Annotated in this window: 12 protein-coding genes and 2 pseudogenes; 13 read left to right on the top strand and 1 reads right to left on the bottom strand. The window is 56.5% G+C overall.

The window, feature by feature from the left end:
* Positions 1–72: 72 nt before the first annotated feature.
* Complete coding sequence (locus ACYZTL_RS02645; RefSeq protein ID WP_461950460.1) at positions 73–690, bottom strand: TetR/AcrR family transcriptional regulator; 618 nt, start codon at positions 688–690, stop codon at positions 73–75.
* 123 nt (positions 691–813) lie between these two features.
* Between ACYZTL_RS02645 and ACYZTL_RS02650 the strand changes: the two are divergent.
* From ACYZTL_RS02650 to ACYZTL_RS02710, 13 genes and pseudogenes are all read left to right on the top strand, one after another.
* Positions 814–1,115: pseudogene (locus tag ACYZTL_RS02650) on the top strand (hypothetical protein); the annotation flags it as partial.
* 675 nt (positions 1,116–1,790) lie between these two features.
* Positions 1,791–3,018, top strand: a pseudogene (locus ACYZTL_RS02655) (IS3 family transposase).
* A gap of 289 nt (positions 3,019–3,307) precedes the next feature.
* Positions 3,308–3,547: a hypothetical protein gene (locus tag ACYZTL_RS02660; protein ID WP_461950461.1), complete on the top strand. Its 240-nt coding sequence runs from the start codon at positions 3,308–3,310 to the stop codon at positions 3,545–3,547.
* 951 nt (positions 3,548–4,498) lie between these two features.
* Entirely contained in the window at positions 4,499–5,065 is a 567-nt protein-coding gene (locus tag ACYZTL_RS02665; protein ID WP_461954240.1) for a methyl-accepting chemotaxis protein, read from the top strand.
* Entirely contained in the window at positions 5,062–5,709 is a 648-nt protein-coding gene (locus ACYZTL_RS02670) for a hypothetical protein (RefSeq protein ID WP_461950462.1), read from the top strand. The genes ACYZTL_RS02665 and ACYZTL_RS02670 overlap by 4 nt, the downstream gene beginning before the upstream one ends.
* A 356-nt stretch (positions 5,710–6,065) precedes the next feature.
* Positions 6,066–7,352: a CmpA/NrtA family ABC transporter substrate-binding protein gene (locus ACYZTL_RS02675; protein WP_461950463.1), complete on the top strand. Its 1,287-nt coding sequence runs from the start codon at positions 6,066–6,068 to the stop codon at positions 7,350–7,352.
* 15 nt (positions 7,353–7,367) lie between these two features.
* On the top strand, positions 7,368–8,219 hold the full coding sequence (gene ntrB, locus ACYZTL_RS02680) for a nitrate ABC transporter permease (RefSeq protein ID WP_461950464.1): 852 nt from the start codon (positions 7,368–7,370) through the stop codon (positions 8,217–8,219).
* Between the two features lie 62 nt (positions 8,220–8,281).
* Positions 8,282–9,073, top strand: a complete 792-nt coding sequence (locus tag ACYZTL_RS02685) for an ABC transporter ATP-binding protein (RefSeq protein WP_461950465.1) — start codon at positions 8,282–8,284, stop codon at positions 9,071–9,073.
* Positions 9,074–9,766: 693 nt separating this feature from the next.
* A complete protein-coding gene (locus ACYZTL_RS02690; protein WP_461950466.1) occupies positions 9,767–12,112 on the top strand; it encodes an AAA family ATPase in 2,346 nt (781 codons plus the stop codon).
* A 96-nt stretch (positions 12,113–12,208) separates the two neighbouring features.
* Complete coding sequence (locus ACYZTL_RS02695) at positions 12,209–13,294, top strand: HNH endonuclease (protein ID WP_461950467.1); 1,086 nt, start codon at positions 12,209–12,211, stop codon at positions 13,292–13,294.
* 1,027 nt (positions 13,295–14,321) lie between these two features.
* Entirely contained in the window at positions 14,322–15,173 is an 852-nt protein-coding gene (locus ACYZTL_RS02700; RefSeq protein ID WP_461950468.1) for a sugar phosphate isomerase/epimerase family protein, read from the top strand.
* 14 nt (positions 15,174–15,187) lie between these two features.
* On the top strand, positions 15,188–16,258 hold the full coding sequence (locus tag ACYZTL_RS02705; protein ID WP_461950469.1) for an isopenicillin N synthase family dioxygenase: 1,071 nt from the start codon (positions 15,188–15,190) through the stop codon (positions 16,256–16,258).
* A 46-nt stretch (positions 16,259–16,304) separates the two neighbouring features.
* Positions 16,305–17,099 carry an ABC transporter substrate-binding protein gene (locus ACYZTL_RS02710; protein WP_461950470.1) on the top strand — a complete coding sequence of 265 codons (795 nt, stop codon included), beginning with the start codon at positions 16,305–16,307 and terminating at the stop codon, positions 17,097–17,099.
* The last annotated feature ends 30 nt before the right edge of the window (positions 17,100–17,129 follow it).

Raw genomic sequence — 17,129 nt, forward strand, 5'->3', positions numbered from 1 at the left:
TACAAAAAAGGATCGGGACGCTCACCTTGTATCTAGTGACTAATTTAGTCAATAGTCACTATCGCATTATAATTACGACGAAAGGCTGCGCAGCACCAGACTGGACAATTTACTGGGCGCCTCATCGATGTAATCGAAGCCGTGCTGCAGGAGCAGCGGGTTAAGGTATGGCCGAATGACCAGATAAATCGACATGACGGTTTCATCCAGAGGTGTCTTGCGCTCGAAGTCTCCGCTTTGGCGACCTTCCTGCAGAACGTTTTGAAGCAATTCGCGGATGCGCTCTTCATAATCGATCGTCACCCCCCAGCGCTCGGACGCTGCTGAAGTGGCAATCTCGTAGAGCTTGCGATCCTGTGAGAAAAGGCGAAGGCTCGCCTCGACTATCGCCTGGAACAGCCGCCGTAGCTTCTCCGGTGGGTGATCGGCTTCGTTGACCGCTGCCCTCACCTCGGCCTCGATTTGGCTCAGGCAATTGGCACAAATCATCTCGCCAATCGCCTGCTTGGATTCGAAAAACTTGTAGATGTAGGCCTTGGAGAAACCGATTGATCGAGCGAGATCGGAGACGGTCGTCTTCTCGTAACCATAATGACTGAAGTGCTCGGTGGCGGCGGCGACGATCTGAGTGCGTACATCGTGGTCGGCCGGGCCGCGAGTCGGTGCCGAATTAGTGACTGTTTGACCCATGATTTACCGCTCACCGTCTGCCATAGAAGTGGACAATTAGTGACTTATTTTCTTTTTGGTTACAAGCATGATGACCATATCTTTTGCTTTGGGGGGCGCTCATTCAGGATGAGAGCATCTGAAATGAATCCAACGACTCCTGACGGTCACTACTTTGTAGTCAACTGGCAGCTGTGGCGTTGCACCAACCCATCGCTCAGTGAGGATGTGCGGCAGCTGTTGGTCAACGATCTCATGGCAGCGGGAAGTGATGTGAAGGCAGCGAATCTGGCAAACCTGAGCAGTTAAACGCGGCCAGGACGCGTGTTCAAGCTGCCAAGGCAGCACTCGGAGAGCGAGGCCCTGTGTGGTGGAACGACAGCAGTCCTGACTTGAATAGGCATCAGGTTTCCAACTCACCCTACGCGCAATGGTACCGAACGCTGTGGACGAAGTTTCCTAAATTCAGAGCCCTGAAAGTGATTTCTGGATCAGGCTGGAGATCTAACGAATCGGCTACTGAATCCGCCTTCGCAACATCGCCGACTGGAATGGTTTCTACGGCCCAAGTGCGTCCCTTCTAACGTTCTGGGCTTGGCACTGCGTAAGCCTTGCGACCCGCAAACTCTCGTGCCAGTCGGTCTTCATCAATTGGCCAACCTCTCTGTAGGACAGAGCAGAAGAGGAATTAAGACAGATGGAGCGCGACCTAACACACCAACACGAAACTTCCTACAGCCCTAGATCTCGACCTAGCTGATCCGCTTTCATTTCATCAGTGGCCAAACCAACCTTCATAAGGTGCAATTGCAACTGGTCGCGCAAATGCATATTCAGACGAGACCTGAGCTCGACGTAGCCTGCAGTTGGGCCTGCATAGATATCACGACGTTTCAGAACATCACGCAACACCCTGATGCTCTCAGTGCCGATCCCTGACGCGTGCAGCCGCACGGTAGGATCGAACCCAGGATATCTCTTGAAACTACCGACAGCCTCTTCAACCAGTCGCACAAAAGCTGCCGTGTCACATGTCTGCTGCGCCAAGCGCTGAACGAGCCCCATGAAAGACAGGACACCGTTTCCCCCTTACGATAAGGGATAGGCAAACGGTTATGTTTATGACTAACAGCAACGATAAGAGTGGGGAGCTTTTGGGCCAGGAGCGGCGTCGCCGCTGGAGCCCAGAGCAGAAACTGGCCATGGTTCGCGAGAGTCTTGAGCCAGGACAAAGCGTTTCGGTGGTGGCTCGGCGCAACGGCATCAATGCCAACCAGCTATTCCTGTGGCGCAAGCTGTATCAGGACGGCAGCCTGTCGGCGGTCAGTGCCGGTGAAGCCGTGGTGCCTGCCTCGGAACTGAGCGATGCGCTCAAGCAGATCCGTGAACTGCAACGGATGCTGGGCAAGAAAACAATGGAAGCAGAAATCCTCAAAGAGGCCGTGGAGATTGCCCGGTCGCGAAAATGGATTGCGCACTCACCCTTGTTGCCGGGGGACGACCAGTGAAGCTGGTCAGCGAATGTCTCGGTGTGGCGCGCTCGCAATTAACGGTTCGAATCAAACACTCGGTCGTGCCCAAGGTACGGCGAAGCAGGCCCGTGAACGATGCTGATCTGGTGATCAAAATCCAACAGCAGGTCAGCGAGTTGCCCAGCTATGGCTATCGTCGTGTCTGGGGATTACTGCGTCGTGCACGTGAAACCCAGTCGCTGCCGGCGATCAACGTGAAGCGGGTTTACCGGGTCATGCGCGATCACAATCTGTTGCTTGAGCGCCGACTCAAACAGCCCGGTGTGCCACGTCGGCACGAAGGCCGTATTGCGGTGCAAACCAGTGATACGCGTTGGTGCTCGGACGGCTTTGAGTTCCGCTGCGAGGACGGCGCCAAATTGAGCGTGACCTTCGCCCTGGACTGCTGTGATCGCGAAGCCATCGGTTGGGTCGCCAGCCCGACCGGGTACAGCGGCGATGATATCCGCGACTTGATGCTGGAAAGCGTTGAGAAGCGTTTTGGTGACCAACTGCCGACAACGCCGGTGCAATGGCTAAGCGACAACGGCTCGGCGTATACCGCCGAACAGACGCGCCTGTTTGCTCGGCAGATCGGCTTGCAACCGGTGACCACCCCAGTTCGCAGCCCGCAGAGCAACGGCATGGCCGAGAGCTTCGTGAAGAAGATCAAGCGTGACTACGTGACTACGTGGCGCACATGCCCAAGCCGGATCGAGAAACGGCGCTGCGTAACCTGGCAATTGCCTTCGAACACTACAACGAGCAGCATCCGCACAGCGCCTTGAACTATCGCTCACCGAGGGAGTTCAGGCGCTTGGCGGCCGCATCAATTTAACAGGGAGTTGGTGTCCGGTTTTGTAGGGGCAAGTCCAGCAGCCCCCATCAGCATGAACTCCTTCTGTTCACCCATTGCGACGTCAGTCTTATTGTAACCGTCCGGGCAACACACCTTCCTGACACCGTCGCTTGAGGCGATGGTGTCCACCTAAATTTAAGTGGACACCATTTTTAGCCTATTTAAGCGGACGCCTATGCCACAAGAACGCCGTTCCTATTCAAAGTCCTTCAAGGCCCAGGTCATCGCCGAATGCGCGCAGCCTGACATCTAGATCGCCAATGTCGCGTTGACCCACAACCTCAACGCCAACCTCGTCCATAAATGGATTCGGGTGCATGCACAGAAAACTCTGGCGCTGCAAACCGCCTTCATCCCGGTCAAGACATCGCCGCCGGTGCCGATGCATCAGGCCCTTCCTGCCACGATCCGAATCGAAGTGCCGCATTCAAAAGGCGTAGTCGTGGTGAGTTGGCCGGCAGAAAATGCAGCGGCGTGTTCTGCTTTCCTGCGAGACCTGCTGCGATGAAGAGTGGTAGAACCCCGACCTTGGTTGACCCGAACCAGAACGGAGCACTGCAGCCCAACAACTCCCGAGACTGGTGCGTTGATCGCCTTTTCTGCTTTCGCAACCTGCAAAGCCCGTGGAGTAGAAGCGGCACACCAACCCAAGGAGCTGCCGAAGGCTGCGATCTTTTTGGGCCCTGGCAAACAACTTGCTTAGACCTGATCAGGCTTGAACCATCAACGACGATGGTTCCCAAACATCACGGGCAACGGCGTCCGCTCCCCTTCACATTGTGGAAGGTGGGCGTGCGCCGTTTTTGCTTTCACCCCGGCATAAAAGGAAATCCTCATGTCTGCTCAAGGAATGCTCCCCACGGGTCATGCCATCGCGACTCCGCACAGTGGTGTTGGCAAGTCACGCCCCGCTGGCATTGCACTCAGGGCGTTGTTCGAACCTGGCATGGCCCTGCTCGAACGCAGCAGGATCGGCCTCTGGTTACCACTCGGATTGGCCCTCGGCGCCTGCGGTCTTGCACTGGCCGAACAGCCCGCAAGCGCACTGCCCCTGATACCTGGCGTCCTCTACCTGGGGTGCGCCTGGCACCTTCGCGAGCGTCATCAACGCCATCTACAGACATTCTGGGACACCGAACTTGCACAACTGCTACGCAGTTCCCGGGATGCCGACCCGGCGACGCTACTGGTGGCCGCAAGCATGCAACTGCGCAACAGCGAACGCATGCGCAGCGAAGTCCAGTTCGCCAGCCGTGCGCTGGAGCAAATGGCCCAGCAGGCCAGCGACCAAGGTGAGGAGCAAAGCCAACGGATCGCCATGATCGCGGCCGCCAGCGAGCAGATCGATCAGACCCTGCACAGCATCGATTCCTTGGCCCAAGGTGCGCTGGCGGCCTTCGCCAACGCCCATGCCCAGAGCGAAGCCGGTTGTCTGGAGGCGCGCTCAGTGGGTGGCAACATGCGCGACATCCAGCACAGTCTGGGCAATACCGCGCAGGCCGTGGAAGCGTTGCTACAGCGCACTACCGCAGTGGAAAGCACCGTCAATAGCATCCAGGCACTGGCCAGGCAGACCCAGTTACTGGCACTCAACGCCTCCATCGAGGCTGCCCGCGCCGGCGAGCACGGTCGCGGTTTCGCCGTGGTCGCCGAGGAGGTCCGTAGCCTGGCTCAGGCCACCGACCGGGCTACCGACGAAATCACCACAGCCGCGACGGCGATCGCCATGGCAGTGCGCCAAGTGGATGGCGAGGTCAAAGAACACCGCGACCTGCTTGAGGCCGGCAGCCAGCAGAGCGAACACCTCGCCACCAACCTCGACGAACTGGCTCAACAAAGCCAGATCAATCTGCAACACCTCGGCGCCATGCAACAGGCGCTTAGCGAGCACCAGCAAGCCAATCATGCCCTCAGTGAACAATTGCAACAGGTCAATGGCGCGGTACAGGAGCAAAGCTCGCAGACCCATGCGCTGCATGATCTGACCCGTTATCTCAACCAGCTCACCGTCGGAAGCCGCCCATGAACCTGAAACTCGCCGCCACACTCGAGGGTGGGCAATCCCGACAAATCCGTCTGCCAAAGAATGATGCAGGACTAAGACAGGCTCTCTTGCTGGGCCTCGATTTGTTGCAAGGTCTGCAGCAGCATCGTGGTCTCGGCGGACAGACCACCCGCGAGGCACAACAGCGATGCCAGGCACTGGGTCAGTCGCTCGATCAACGCTGGAGAGAGTGGCCCTACTCCGCACAGTGCCAGAACTGGAATGCGCTACGCCGCGATCCAGAGGATTTCGATGGCCATTGCCGGTTGCTGCAAGACCTGCTCGGCGCCATCCAGCACCTCGAACTGCAGCGCTGTGCGCTCAATCTGCAGCCCCCGAGCATCGCCGAACGCTGCTGGGAACTTGAAGACCTGGGGCGACTGCGCGGCTTGTCGGTACGCGCCGCAGGCCATCAGCGTTGCCCATTGGAAATGCTTGTTCAATTGCAGTACCTGCACGAGCGCTTGCTCAGGCACGCCCCCCGCTCGCTGCACAACGCTCTCGAACGGCTACAACGCTGCCTGATCGGCACAACGACAGTGTCCATCACCCCGGCGGAGTGCTATGCCCTCCTCACCCCATTGCTCGACGAACGTCTGGACTCTATCCGCCGGGATCTGGACTGAGGTTTATCGCCATTCGATTTCGCAACGGTGCAGAGGAGACCTGTTTTAGTTCACCTCGCACCCAAGCTGCCCAACAAACGATCAGTGCTTCGCCCCCTCCCGCTCTACGCCGCCCTTCGATATTTTTTAGAAGACATCACAAAACCACTTCAAGCCTTTGTTCCGACTGGTTTTTATCGCATAAAAAAACTCGGACATAAACTTGGCAAGCCCTTTGCAGCTGCTGTCTTACAGACTCAAGCAGCACACCAATGGCGGCGTGCTGCACTTTCCGGACAACGGCGTCCGCCAGGCCCCTCTATCGAGGGTGCCTGGCGCACGCCGTTTTTGTTTGCCCCTCAAAAAAGGATGTGGTTATGACTGATGAGCGTGACTCGCAACATCCGGTACACCCTGGCCGGCGCACCTTCCTGAAGCAATCCCTGGTGGCGGCAGGCACTGTCGCCGGGATCGCCGCCCTTGATCTGGCCACGCCGGGCTTGCTGCGCAGCGCGGTCTGGGCCGCCGGCAGCGATGCGCCGGAGAAAGCTGCACTGAAGGTCGGTTTCATTCCGCTTACCGACTGCGCATCAGTCGTGGTGGCGGCAACCCAGGGCTTCGGCGAAAAATACGGCCTCACCATCACGCCAAGCAAAGAGGCATCCTGGGCCGGCGTACGCGACAAACTGCTAAACGGCGAACTGGATGCTGCCCATGTGCTCTACGGCCTGATCTATGGCGTGCAACTGGGCATCGGCGGGCCGCAGAAAGATATGGCCATGCTCATGGGGCTGAACCAGAACGGCCAGGCGATAACCCTCTCCAGGCAGTTGCAGCAAGCGGGCGTGACCAATGGCGAGCAACTGGCAGCCAAGGTCAAGCAAGGCGGCACCCCACTGACCTTCGCCCAGACATTCCCCACCGGCACCCATGCCATGTGGCTCAATTACTGGCTCGCCAGCCTCGGCATCAACCCACTGAGCGACGTGAAAACCATCGTGGTGCCACCGCCACAGATGGTCGCCAATATGCGCGTGGGCAACATGGACGGCTTCTGCGTCGGCGAGCCCTGGGGAGCCCGCGCAATCTCCGACAACATCGGTTTCACTGCCCTCACCACCCAGAAACTCTGGCCCGACCACCCGGAGAAAATCCTTGGCACCACCCGTGCCTTCGTCGAGCAATACCCCAATACCGCCCGGGCGCTGACCATGGCGGTGCTCGACGCCAGCCGATTCATCGAGGCCAGCGTAGAGAACAAGAAAAGCACCGCCCAACTGATCGCCGGCAAAGCCTACGTGAATGCGCCCGTCGAAGTGATCGAGCAACGCTTTCTCGGCCACTACGACGACGGGTTAGGCAACCAATGGACGGACGAGCATGCGATGTCCTTCTGCAAGGATGGCAGCGTCAACTATCCCTACCTGTCGGATGGCATGTGGTTCCTCACTCAGTTCCGCCGCTGGGGCCTGCTCAAGGAAGACGTGGACTACGCCGGCGTGGCCAAGTCCATCAACCAGACCAAACTCTACGGCGAAGCCGCCAGCCAGCTTGGTCTGGCCGTACCGGGCAGTCCACTGCGCAGTAGCACCCTGATCGACGGCAAGGTCTGGGACGGTTCCAATCCGGCCGCCTATGCCAACTCCTTCACCATCAAAGCCTGACCGGAGTAACCCGCCATGAACGCACCCCTCAAGTTGCCAGCGTCGCCCACCGCTACGGCGAATACCCCGCCAGAGCGTCGCTCCCCCCTCCTGAGTGGGTTGCGTCAACGCGCCAGGGATGGCATTGCCCCATTATTGGGTATCGCCCTGTTCCTCGCCGTCTGGGCGTTGATAGCGGCGCGTAGCGAAGGCCTGCCCGGCCCGCTGGCGACCTGGTATTCGGCCCTGGAGCTGTTCAGCGACCCGTTCTACGACAAGGGTCCGAACGACATGGGCATCGGCTGGAACGTGCTGAACTCCCTTGGCCGGGTCGGCATCGGCTTCGGCCTTGCAGCCCTGCTCGGTATCCCGCTGGGCTTCGCCATCGGCCGCTTCGCCTTCCTCGGCGGCATGTTCGCGCCGATCATCAGCCTGCTACGTCCGGTCTCGCCGCTGGCCTGGTTGCCAATCGGCCTGCTGGTGTTCAAGGCTGCCGGCCCGGCATCGATCTGGGTGATTTTCATCAGCTCGATCTGGCCGATCATCCTCAACACCGCCGCGGGAGTCGCCAGCGTGCCGCAGGATTATCTGAACGTCGCGCGGGTGCTCAAGCTCAGCGAGTGGAAGGTGTTCACCCATATCCTGTTTCCTTCGGTGTTGCCGCATCTGATGACGGGTATTCGCCTGTCCATCGGGGTGGCATGGCTGGTGATCGTCGCCGCAGAAATGCTCACTGGCGGCGTCGGCCTGGGCTTCTGGGTGTGGGACGAATGGAACAACCTCAACGTCGAACACATTCTCATCGCCATCATCATCGTCGGTCTGGTCGGCCTGCTGCTCGAACAGGGCCTGCTGTGGATCGCCAAACGCTTCGACTATGCCAATTGAACCGACACGCGCTGGTAATGGATAGCCCGCCACTGACGCTTACCCGATGCAGGAGAACCGAGATGACAAAATTCGTCGAGCTGACCCAGGTCAGCAAACACTTCGATACCAAGAAAGGCCGCTTCCAGGCCCTCAGCAACGTCAACCTGAGTATTGCCCACGGCGAATTCGTCTCATTGATCGGCCATTCCGGCTGTGGCAAATCCACAGTGCTGAACCTGATCGCCGGTCTGCTTGAAGCCAATGGTGGCGGGTTGATCTGCAACGGTCGCGAGATCGACGGTCCCGGCCCTGAGCGCGCCGTGGTGTTTCAGAACCACAGCCTGCTGCCCTGGCTGACGTGCTTCGGCAACGTGCACCTGGCCGTGGAGAAAGTATTCGGCAAACGCGAGAACAAGGCCGCGCTGAAGGCGCGCACCGAAGCGGCGCTGGCAATGGTCGGTCTTGACCATGCCATGCACAAGCACCCCAACGAAATTTCCGGGGGCATGAAGCAGCGTGTCGGTATCGCCCGCGCGCTGGCCATGGAACCTAAAATATTGCTGATGGACGAACCCTTCGGCGCACTCGACGCCCTAACCCGCGCGCATCTTCAAGACGAGTTGCTGCGTATCGTTGCAGCCACTCAGAGCACCGTGGTGATGGTCACCCATGATGTCGATGAGGCCGTGTTGCTCTCCGACCGCATCGTAATGATGACCAACGGGCCGGCGGCCACCGTGGGCGAGATCCTCAGTGTTGACCTGACAAAACCGCGCAACCGCCTGGTACTGGCCAACGACCCCAAGTACCACCGCTACCGTACGACGGTCCTCGAGTTTCTCTACCATCGCCAGCAAATGCCGGCGGCTTGAGAACAGATTAGCGAGACACCATCTCAGGCGAAGCACAAATTCCCATTCCCTAAGGGTGGAATCCTCGTGTTGTTTCGCTAGCAGGATAGGTGGCGAAGATAGAAGATAAACACCGCATTTGCTTCTGATCGCTGAGCAAGTCATCGAAGACGAAGCCGTTCTGAGCTTTGTCGCCCTCTCCGCCTAAAACAGGAACGTCCAGGCCATCAGTACACGACTGGCCAGTTCACAGCGATCAACCGCACTTTGAGCTCTGCTCCATAAACGGGCTCAATTTGACTGGCGTATGCGGCTAATCCCAGCAGATGGTTGCGTAGCCCAGCGACAGCTGAAAACCCTCTGCGCTGGGCATGGGCTGCAGGGCCAACATCAGCGTGTTCAAGGTAGTGAAGGTGCATGCGCATCTTCATTTTAAAAGCTCTGGTCAGCCTTGGTGAGGTTTGGTCGGCCAGCAGACCAAGCACGACCTTCCTCGCCCGTGGCGATTAACCTACAGCGCAGGCTCTACGATCAAATCGGCCGCTCATGAACGCATGACAGCCAACAGTCCCTGGCCTCACCTGCCTTGAGTCTAATCGAAACGAACGGGTGGCCGAATCGAACCTTTACTATCAGTCAGTGGCGTTATGCTATTAGCATTGCGTAATTAATGAGAAGTGTCAGCTTCTCTGCGTCTCTTAGGGAAGATGTGCAATGCAACGGTTTGTGCGAAGTAAAGTGCCTCCAAGTGTTTTTCGCGAAAGAAAATTCAGTTTGGCCAGGCGTGAGCTGCTTCAGTTCTTCATGCTTGACCCGCTGGAGCGTTCACAGACCCGCTTTTCCGCACGAGGGCTGGAACTGGATCTGCAGATTGGCCCCATTCATGACGCACTGGGACTATTGTTTCATGGGAAGTGTGCGTTTTGCGAAACTCATGACTTGACGCTCCCCTACCGATTCCGACCTGGATCTGCGGTTATCTCTACGCCGGGTGAGATTGACTCCCACCTTTATTACACTTGGCTCGCCAATGCCTGGGAAAATATTTACCCCATCTGCCTGAGGTGTGTTCCGCGACAGCCTTCATACTTCCCCGTCAAAGGTGCACGTGCGCCGCTACCAAGTATCGATCAGTTACGTCGGTACGCCGATGAAAATTTGGGTTCATGGGGCGCGTACCCGCCAAGCGAGACAGGGCTGTTGCTTGATCCCTGTGTTGAAAAAAACTTTGAACAACACCTGTTCCCGTCGGTTTCCGGGGAGTTGCTACCCCTAACAGAAAAAGGCGATATCACCATTGCTAATTTTCTACTTGATCGTCCGGAGTTAAACGAAGCTCGTAAGGCCAGACTTCGCCTATATCGCTATGAGCTGTTGGCATTCAGCGAAAACGTAAGGCAACCACGCCAAAAAACTTTTCTATCCTTGTTTGATTTCGCCGAACTTGAGTTCGGCGGTTTGTGGTATCTGCAATGCCGGCGGATTGCTCTGTATCTCTCGAGTATTCTTGGCAAAAAACTGCCAACCACTCGCGCAAAGTTGCCCAACACGTTTCAAGCTTTCTTTCGTATGGAAGCCTTCAGCCAAAAACGAACGCTACTAGAGAGCTGGATCGAAAATACCGATTTCGGTCGCTTCCGGCCAGACGCTTCAGATGCGCCGGCCAATGCTAACGTGGAGGGCGAGTACGGCGATGCGAAAACGGCGGTGCCACTTGTATACCCGTCGTTGCTCTCAATAGAGCTTCGCCATTTCAAAGTGATAGAGCATCTCAAACTTGACCTTGTCCAGCGGTCCCAGGTATCGCTCTTGAGAAACGTATCCCTGCAACCGGCGTTGTTGATACTGGGAGAGAACGCCACAGGAAAAAGTTCGATCCTCGAAGCGACGGCGCTTGCGCTAAGTGCCCCAGCAACGTGCAAAAGCCTGAAGCCAACGATAGGCTCGCTAGTGCTCAACCCCGCGCGATTGGGGTCGGAAAACGAAATCTCCGTAGGCTCGGCGCAGGTTCGTCTCGGTTTTGACGAGGGTCCGGATAGAACCCTCGACATTGGCGGGAAAATTTGGAAGCACGACGGGGCTCCTGATGCGCTTCCAGTCTTTGCGTATGGAGCTTTTCGCCAATATCAGAAAAACAGCACGGCTTATCAGTCAACTCACACGATCATCAATCTGTTCAAGTCAGATCGCGTGCTGCCGAATCCGGAAGAATGGCTGCTTGGGTTGGAAGGAGAAGATCTCAACAGCGTAGCCCGAGCCCTGAAGATCATCATGTCAGTGGAAGGCGACATAAAAGTCATCGAAAAGTCGCCGGACGGAATATGTTGTTTGATCGTGACAGCCCCAGCTGGAGTAATGACCAAGACCCCGCTCAATGATGTGTCCTCGGGCTACAGGACCATCTTGGCAATGGTATGCGACATCATGCGACGGTTGATGGACCCACGCATCAACCCAAACTATCAAAGCCTTGAACATGCCCAGGCGGTGGTATTGATCGACGAAGTGGAAGCGCATCTACATCCACGCTGGAAAATTCAGATCATGCATGTGTTGCGCAAGGCATTGCCTAAGGTCACGTTCATCGCCACTAGCCATGACCCACTGTGTCTGCGCGGAATGCAAAGTGGGGAAGTGGTGGTGGTTCAGCGTCGGTCCAGGAGCGCTGGTGCAGATACTCAATACGCGGCTTGCGTAGAACGGTTGGTGAATCTTCCGGATTGCGCCCAGTTGACGATCGAGCAGCTGTTGACGTCCGATTTTTTTAACCTGATTTCCACTGACCAACCGGAAAAAGAAATGCAGTTGGCGAATGTTGCCGACCTCCTGAGTAAACTCAGGAAAAACGAGACATTGAGTTCTCAAGAACAACAGGTCATGAAGCATTTCGAAAATGAGATTAATACGGTTCTCCCAATTGGCTCCAGCGAAGCGCAGCGCTTGGTTCAGGAAGCAGTCGCTGACTTCCTCCAAAAGCGACAAAAAGAACCCTCTAACGCGTGGGGGGCAATACGTGCGAATGCCAAGAATAAAATACTGGATATCCTCGAGGGCTTTTAAACCGTGCGCTTTGTTGATCGAACCCTAGTAAAAAAGCCCAGTGCGATGTTGCCGAGAAAGACAACCGTCAGCGCCGCTGATCAGGAGCTCGCGGCGTTGACGGCTTACTTTAAACAGAAGGCCGCAGCACTCGAAGCGTTGACGCGTGCACAAGCTACGGCGGCTGGTGATTCGCCCACAGCCGAACCAACCGAGGCAGCGAATGCTTTACCGGTCAAGCCGCCATTCAACACATACCGAAAAAAATCCGTCAAAACTCAGCTGCACGCGCTGTTTCATGGCAAATGCGCGTACTGCGAGACATTCTATCCAGCTGTGGCTCCGGTTGACGTAGAGCATTATCGACCTAAAGCAGGCCTTGGCGAGGATGTCAGTCACCCTGGGTATTGGTGGCTGGCAATGGATTGGGACAATCTGCTACCCAGCTGCATACATTGCAACCGGCTCAATGAACATGCAACGCCGGTACTTTCGACCCAACTGGCCGAACTGCGCGCTGACGGTGCTGGGTTTAGCAAACAACGCAAGGTAACTACTGGCAAGGGCACCCACTTTCCGATCTTGGGACAGCGCGCGACGCCAACCTCAAGAGACTGTTCAGCGGAGTGCGCACTGTTGCTCGACCCCTGTCGCGATAACCCACAAGAGCATTTGGTCTTCCATATCGACCGCGAAAAGCTCATCGGGCTGATATTGCCAAAACCGCACGATGATGCGGGGCTTCCGAAAGCTGTTCCAACAACGCATCTAATGCCAGCGTTCAAAAGCGAGATGGATCAGGCGCTGAACGATAAACTTAGCCTACGCGGCGCCGTGTCGATTCATACCTATGGCCTGAACCGATTGGGTTTGGTCCAAGACCGTACGAGAGTCCTGCGCCAGCTCGCTTTTCTAGAGGAATCGGTAAAAGATTTATGCACGATGATTCAGAGCTTGGAAGCGCGCACGAACGACCCATACGCGGATGAAAACCTGCGCATCATAAAGCGTATGGAGACCTTGAGAGACCGCACCGTGGAACACATGAAAGACATGGCCAAACCCCAGGCGCCATACTCAGCAATGGTTCGCGAGTTTCTGCTGGACTTTCAGACGCGCCTAGCCTCGGCGCCCCGGTTCGAAAGCGATACTGCTGAAACATTGCCCCCGACAGCAACCGAAGTCTTGAAGATACCTGGTTAGCAATGGCTATCTTCGGTGGCCATGAGATTCGAGGCTCATGAACACGAATTGATGAACAGCGGATCCAATTGCTCGACCATTGAACGAGCAATAGCGGTGATTGGGATGACTTATGAACGTCCATCATCGCCCATAATTTAAATCATGTGTCAGAGCGGAACTTTTACAAAAGCTCTGTAGTTGTTCACCGAACTAAATCTCAGAATTCAGAGCATCTAAATCTCCGAACCGATGTCTACGTCATCGCTTCTGAATTTCACCTCCCACGTTTTCACGTTCAGTCCAGGCTGCATTACCAGCGATGCGTCCCATTGGTTCGAATTCTCTTTCAAATTGCACGGCCGCATTAAAAAATCGACTTGCTGCTTTTACGGATCTATTCGCCAACACGCGTTGAGCTTCGGCCTCAAATCGAGCCTCCACCAACCATCCAGACGTTTTGAGTTTCGTCTTCCTTTCATGACCGCCTCATGTGAACACTGATAATCCGGCGTTTTGTTCGTCAGGTAGATTTACTGCGTTGACCATCCTAGTGATGACGATAGATAGCCACGTTTGTCTCTGAACATAGCTTTTGAAGCAAGACGATAGGCGTATGTATCCAAAGAGACCTCACCCCTCCCCTCAAAGGTGATTGCTCGCGGACGAATGTCTGCACAGCCAAAATCGAACCATCAGCGGCCCGGTGTCGCTTGGGACTCTTCAAAATAATGCCGTAACAGTGGCACCTCTCGCTAATAGCCAGCGTAGACACGTACTCGACCTTAAAATCCTCCTTTTTAAGCACGATAATTAGCTAGCTATTTGTTTATTAAAGTCTGAAGTATTGATTTGAGTTTTCAGATTCTTTCGCGCCGCCGCCTATGCCTAACATCGACTCCACAGCGCTCTGGCCGCAGCAGCGCTTAGTGGGATCCATCACGCAGAGACACAGCTCAAAAACCCTCTGCTGTTGCTGGCCATTGATCGTCGACTGGCTCCGTCGAAGTAGTTTTGCAGCAGGCCTAAAGACTTTTGAGGATCACCGATGAAGCTGGAAATTTTCCGCACGCTGTGGGGTTACACCGCCAGCAAAGCCCAGGCGCTTGAAGAGTTGCTGCACGCGGGCTTTGATGGAATGGAAGCACGTCTGCCATTAGACGCTCGTGAACGGGCTGAGTTCGCTGCCTTTCTCCGGGCGAATCGCCTGGGCTACATCAGCACAGTCTTCACCGCGTACGATGTACTGCCGGACCAGTCGGCGACCCCTGACGTTCACCTCAATGACCTCGATCAGAAACTCGCCTGGGCTGCCGAGCTTGGCCCGCGCTTCGTCAACGTGCTGGCGGGCAATGATCGCTGGTCCTTGCCACAGCAAGTGGAGTTCTTCGGTCAGGCACTGGAACTGGCGCGCAAGCACGGTCAGGTCTGCAGCTTCGAAACCCATCGCTCGCGTTCGCTGTTCAACCCCTGGGTGACCCTGGAGTTGATCCGGCAACTGCCCGATCTGTTGTTCACCAGTGACATCAGCCATTGGGTCGTGACCTGCGAACGTCTGCTGAATGACCCGGCCGATGACCTGAGCGCTTTCATCGAGCGGGTTCACCATATCCAGGCCCGGGTGGGTTATGACCAAGGCCCGCAGGTTCCGCACCCGGCGGCGCCCGAATATGCAAAAGAACTGGCCTTCCATCAGCAACACTGGGAAAGCATTTGGCGCTCGCAGCAAGCCCGCGGTTACCAAGTCAGCACCCTGACCCCGGAATTCGGCGCCGACGGCTACCTGCACCATTTGCCCTTCACCAATGTCCCGGTCGCCGACCTGTGGTCATTGAACGTGTGGATGGGCCGGACCGAGCGCGAACACTTCGACCGTTTCCACCACTCAAGCAATCCTTAGGGAGCCGATGCGTCATGCCTGACAATAAAAATAAAAGCGCCAGTACTGACACGCACAAAGCCAACTTCAAGAGCATTCCGGTGGTCAACATCGCCGGTCTGTTCAGCGTTGAACTGGAACATCGCCTGGCCGTGGCCGAACAATTGGGGCGCGCCGCCAGCGAAGTCGGGTTCCTCTATATCACCGATCACGGTATCGACCCGCAACTGATCGCCAACCTGCGCAAGGCTGCCAAGGACTTTTTCGACCAGCCCTTCGACACCAAGATGCGGCACTACATCGGCACCTCGCAAACCCACAAGGGCTTTGTGCCCGAAGGCGAAGAGGTCTATTCCAAAGGCAAGCCGGACCACAAGGAAGCCTTCGACGTCGGCTTCGAAGTCCCGGCCGATGACCCGCTGGTGCTGGCCAACACCCCATTGCTGGGGCCCAACGACTGGCCGCAGCTGTCAGGTTTCAAGGCGTCGGTGCAGGCCTACTATGAAGCGATCTTCGCCTTGGGCCGGCGCCTGTTCGGCGGCTTCGCCCTGACCCTGGGCCTGGAAGAAAACTATTTCGACAGTCTGGTCACCCGTCCGCCGTCCAAGCTGCGCCTTATCCACTACCCCTTCGACGGTGCCGCCCATGACGCACCGGGTCTTGGTGCCCATACCGATTACGAGTGCTTCACCATTCTCCTGGCCGACAAACCAGGCCTTGAGGTGATGAACAATCTTGGCCAATGGATCGATGCACCACCGATTGCCGATGCCTTTGTGGTCAACATCGGCGATATGCTGGAAGTGATGACGGCAGGCGCATTCGTTGCCACTGCGCACCGGGTGCGGAGCGTGAAGGAGGAGCGCTATTCCTTTCCACTGTTTTATGCCTGTGACTATCACACCCAGATCAAACCGCTGCCCGGGTTCGCCCAGGCAGGCAACGACTACGAAGAAATCACGATCGGCGAACACATGTATGGCCAGGCACTGCAGACCTATCAGTATCTGCGCCAGAGGGTGGCCAATGGGGAAGTTCAACTGCCAGGCAAGGCACGCAAGCCCGCCAGTTTCGGACATTTGAAAAATCAGGCTCAAACATCCTGATTGAAGTTTTCAGCTGCACCCTTACCTACTCCGGAGTCAGTAAATAATGAAAACCAATAAAAAAAACCTGTTGAGCTTGGCTGTATTGGCAGCCGGTATGCTCGGTGCCTCGTTGAGCATGGCCGCAGCAGACACGCTCAAGGTTGGCATGGAGATCACCTACCCTCCTTTCGAGTCCTATGACAAGGACAAAAACGTGGTGGGTTCAGACCCCGAGCTGGCCGCGGCACTGGCCAAGCACATGAACGCCAAGGTGGAGTTCGTCGACACCAAGTTCCCGAGCCTGATCCTGGGCTTGAACTCCGGCAAGTACGACGCGATCATTTCCGGCATGTACATCACACCGGAGCGCCAGACTCAGGCCCAGACCATCGCTTATGCCAACACCGGTGCCGCAGTCATGGTGCCCAAGGGCAGCGAGATCAATGCGAAAAAGCCTGAAGATCTGTGCGGCTTGAAACTGGGCCTGGAACAGGGCACTACCTGGGTCAAGGAATTCCGCAAGCTGTCCGACGACTACTGCGTGCCGAACAACAAAGGTGCCATCACCGTCAGCGAGTACCCCTCGGCACCCGAAGTGACCCAGGCCCTGTTGTCCAAGAACATTCAGGCCCAGGTTGAAATCGCCGGCGCCGCAAAAATGATCGCGGAAAAGACCAATGGCCGGGTAGTGATCACCACCGAGCATCCGATCTATCAGCAAACCCTGGGCATCTTCGTCAAGAAAGGTAACGACGAAACCTACAAGGCCATGCAAAAGGCCTTCGATGAGACCAAAAAGAGCGGTGAATACGCCGCAATTCTCAAGAAGTATGGCTTGGAAGAACCGACTGCCAACTAAGAACGCGTCCTAGTAGTCTGGTCATCTGCC

The organism is Pseudomonas sp. LB3P81 (assembly GCF_054897965.1).

Bases quoted from the DNA above. Each gene is read 5' to 3' on its own strand.
- ACYZTL_RS02645 (WP_461950460.1), bottom strand. From the start codon at position 690: ATGGGTCAAACAGTCACTAATTCGGCACCGACTCGCGGCCCGGCCGAC.
- ACYZTL_RS02665 (WP_461954240.1), top strand. From the start codon at position 4,499: ATGCGCGACATCCAGCACAGTCTGGGCAATACCGCGCAGGCCGTGGAA.
- ACYZTL_RS02670 (WP_461950462.1), top strand. From the start codon at position 5,062: ATGAACCTGAAACTCGCCGCCACACTCGAGGGTGGGCAATCCCGACAA.
- ACYZTL_RS02675 (WP_461950463.1), top strand. From the start codon at position 6,066: ATGACTGATGAGCGTGACTCGCAACATCCGGTACACCCTGGCCGGCGC.
- ntrB (WP_461950464.1), top strand. From the start codon at position 7,368: ATGAACGCACCCCTCAAGTTGCCAGCGTCGCCCACCGCTACGGCGAAT.
- ACYZTL_RS02685 (WP_461950465.1), top strand. From the start codon at position 8,282: ATGACAAAATTCGTCGAGCTGACCCAGGTCAGCAAACACTTCGATACC.
- ACYZTL_RS02690 (WP_461950466.1), top strand. From the start codon at position 9,767: ATGCAACGGTTTGTGCGAAGTAAAGTGCCTCCAAGTGTTTTTCGCGAA.
- ACYZTL_RS02700 (WP_461950468.1), top strand. From the start codon at position 14,322: ATGAAGCTGGAAATTTTCCGCACGCTGTGGGGTTACACCGCCAGCAAA.
- ACYZTL_RS02705 (WP_461950469.1), top strand. From the start codon at position 15,188: ATGCCTGACAATAAAAATAAAAGCGCCAGTACTGACACGCACAAAGCC.
- ACYZTL_RS02710 (WP_461950470.1), top strand. From the start codon at position 16,305: ATGAAAACCAATAAAAAAAACCTGTTGAGCTTGGCTGTATTGGCAGCC.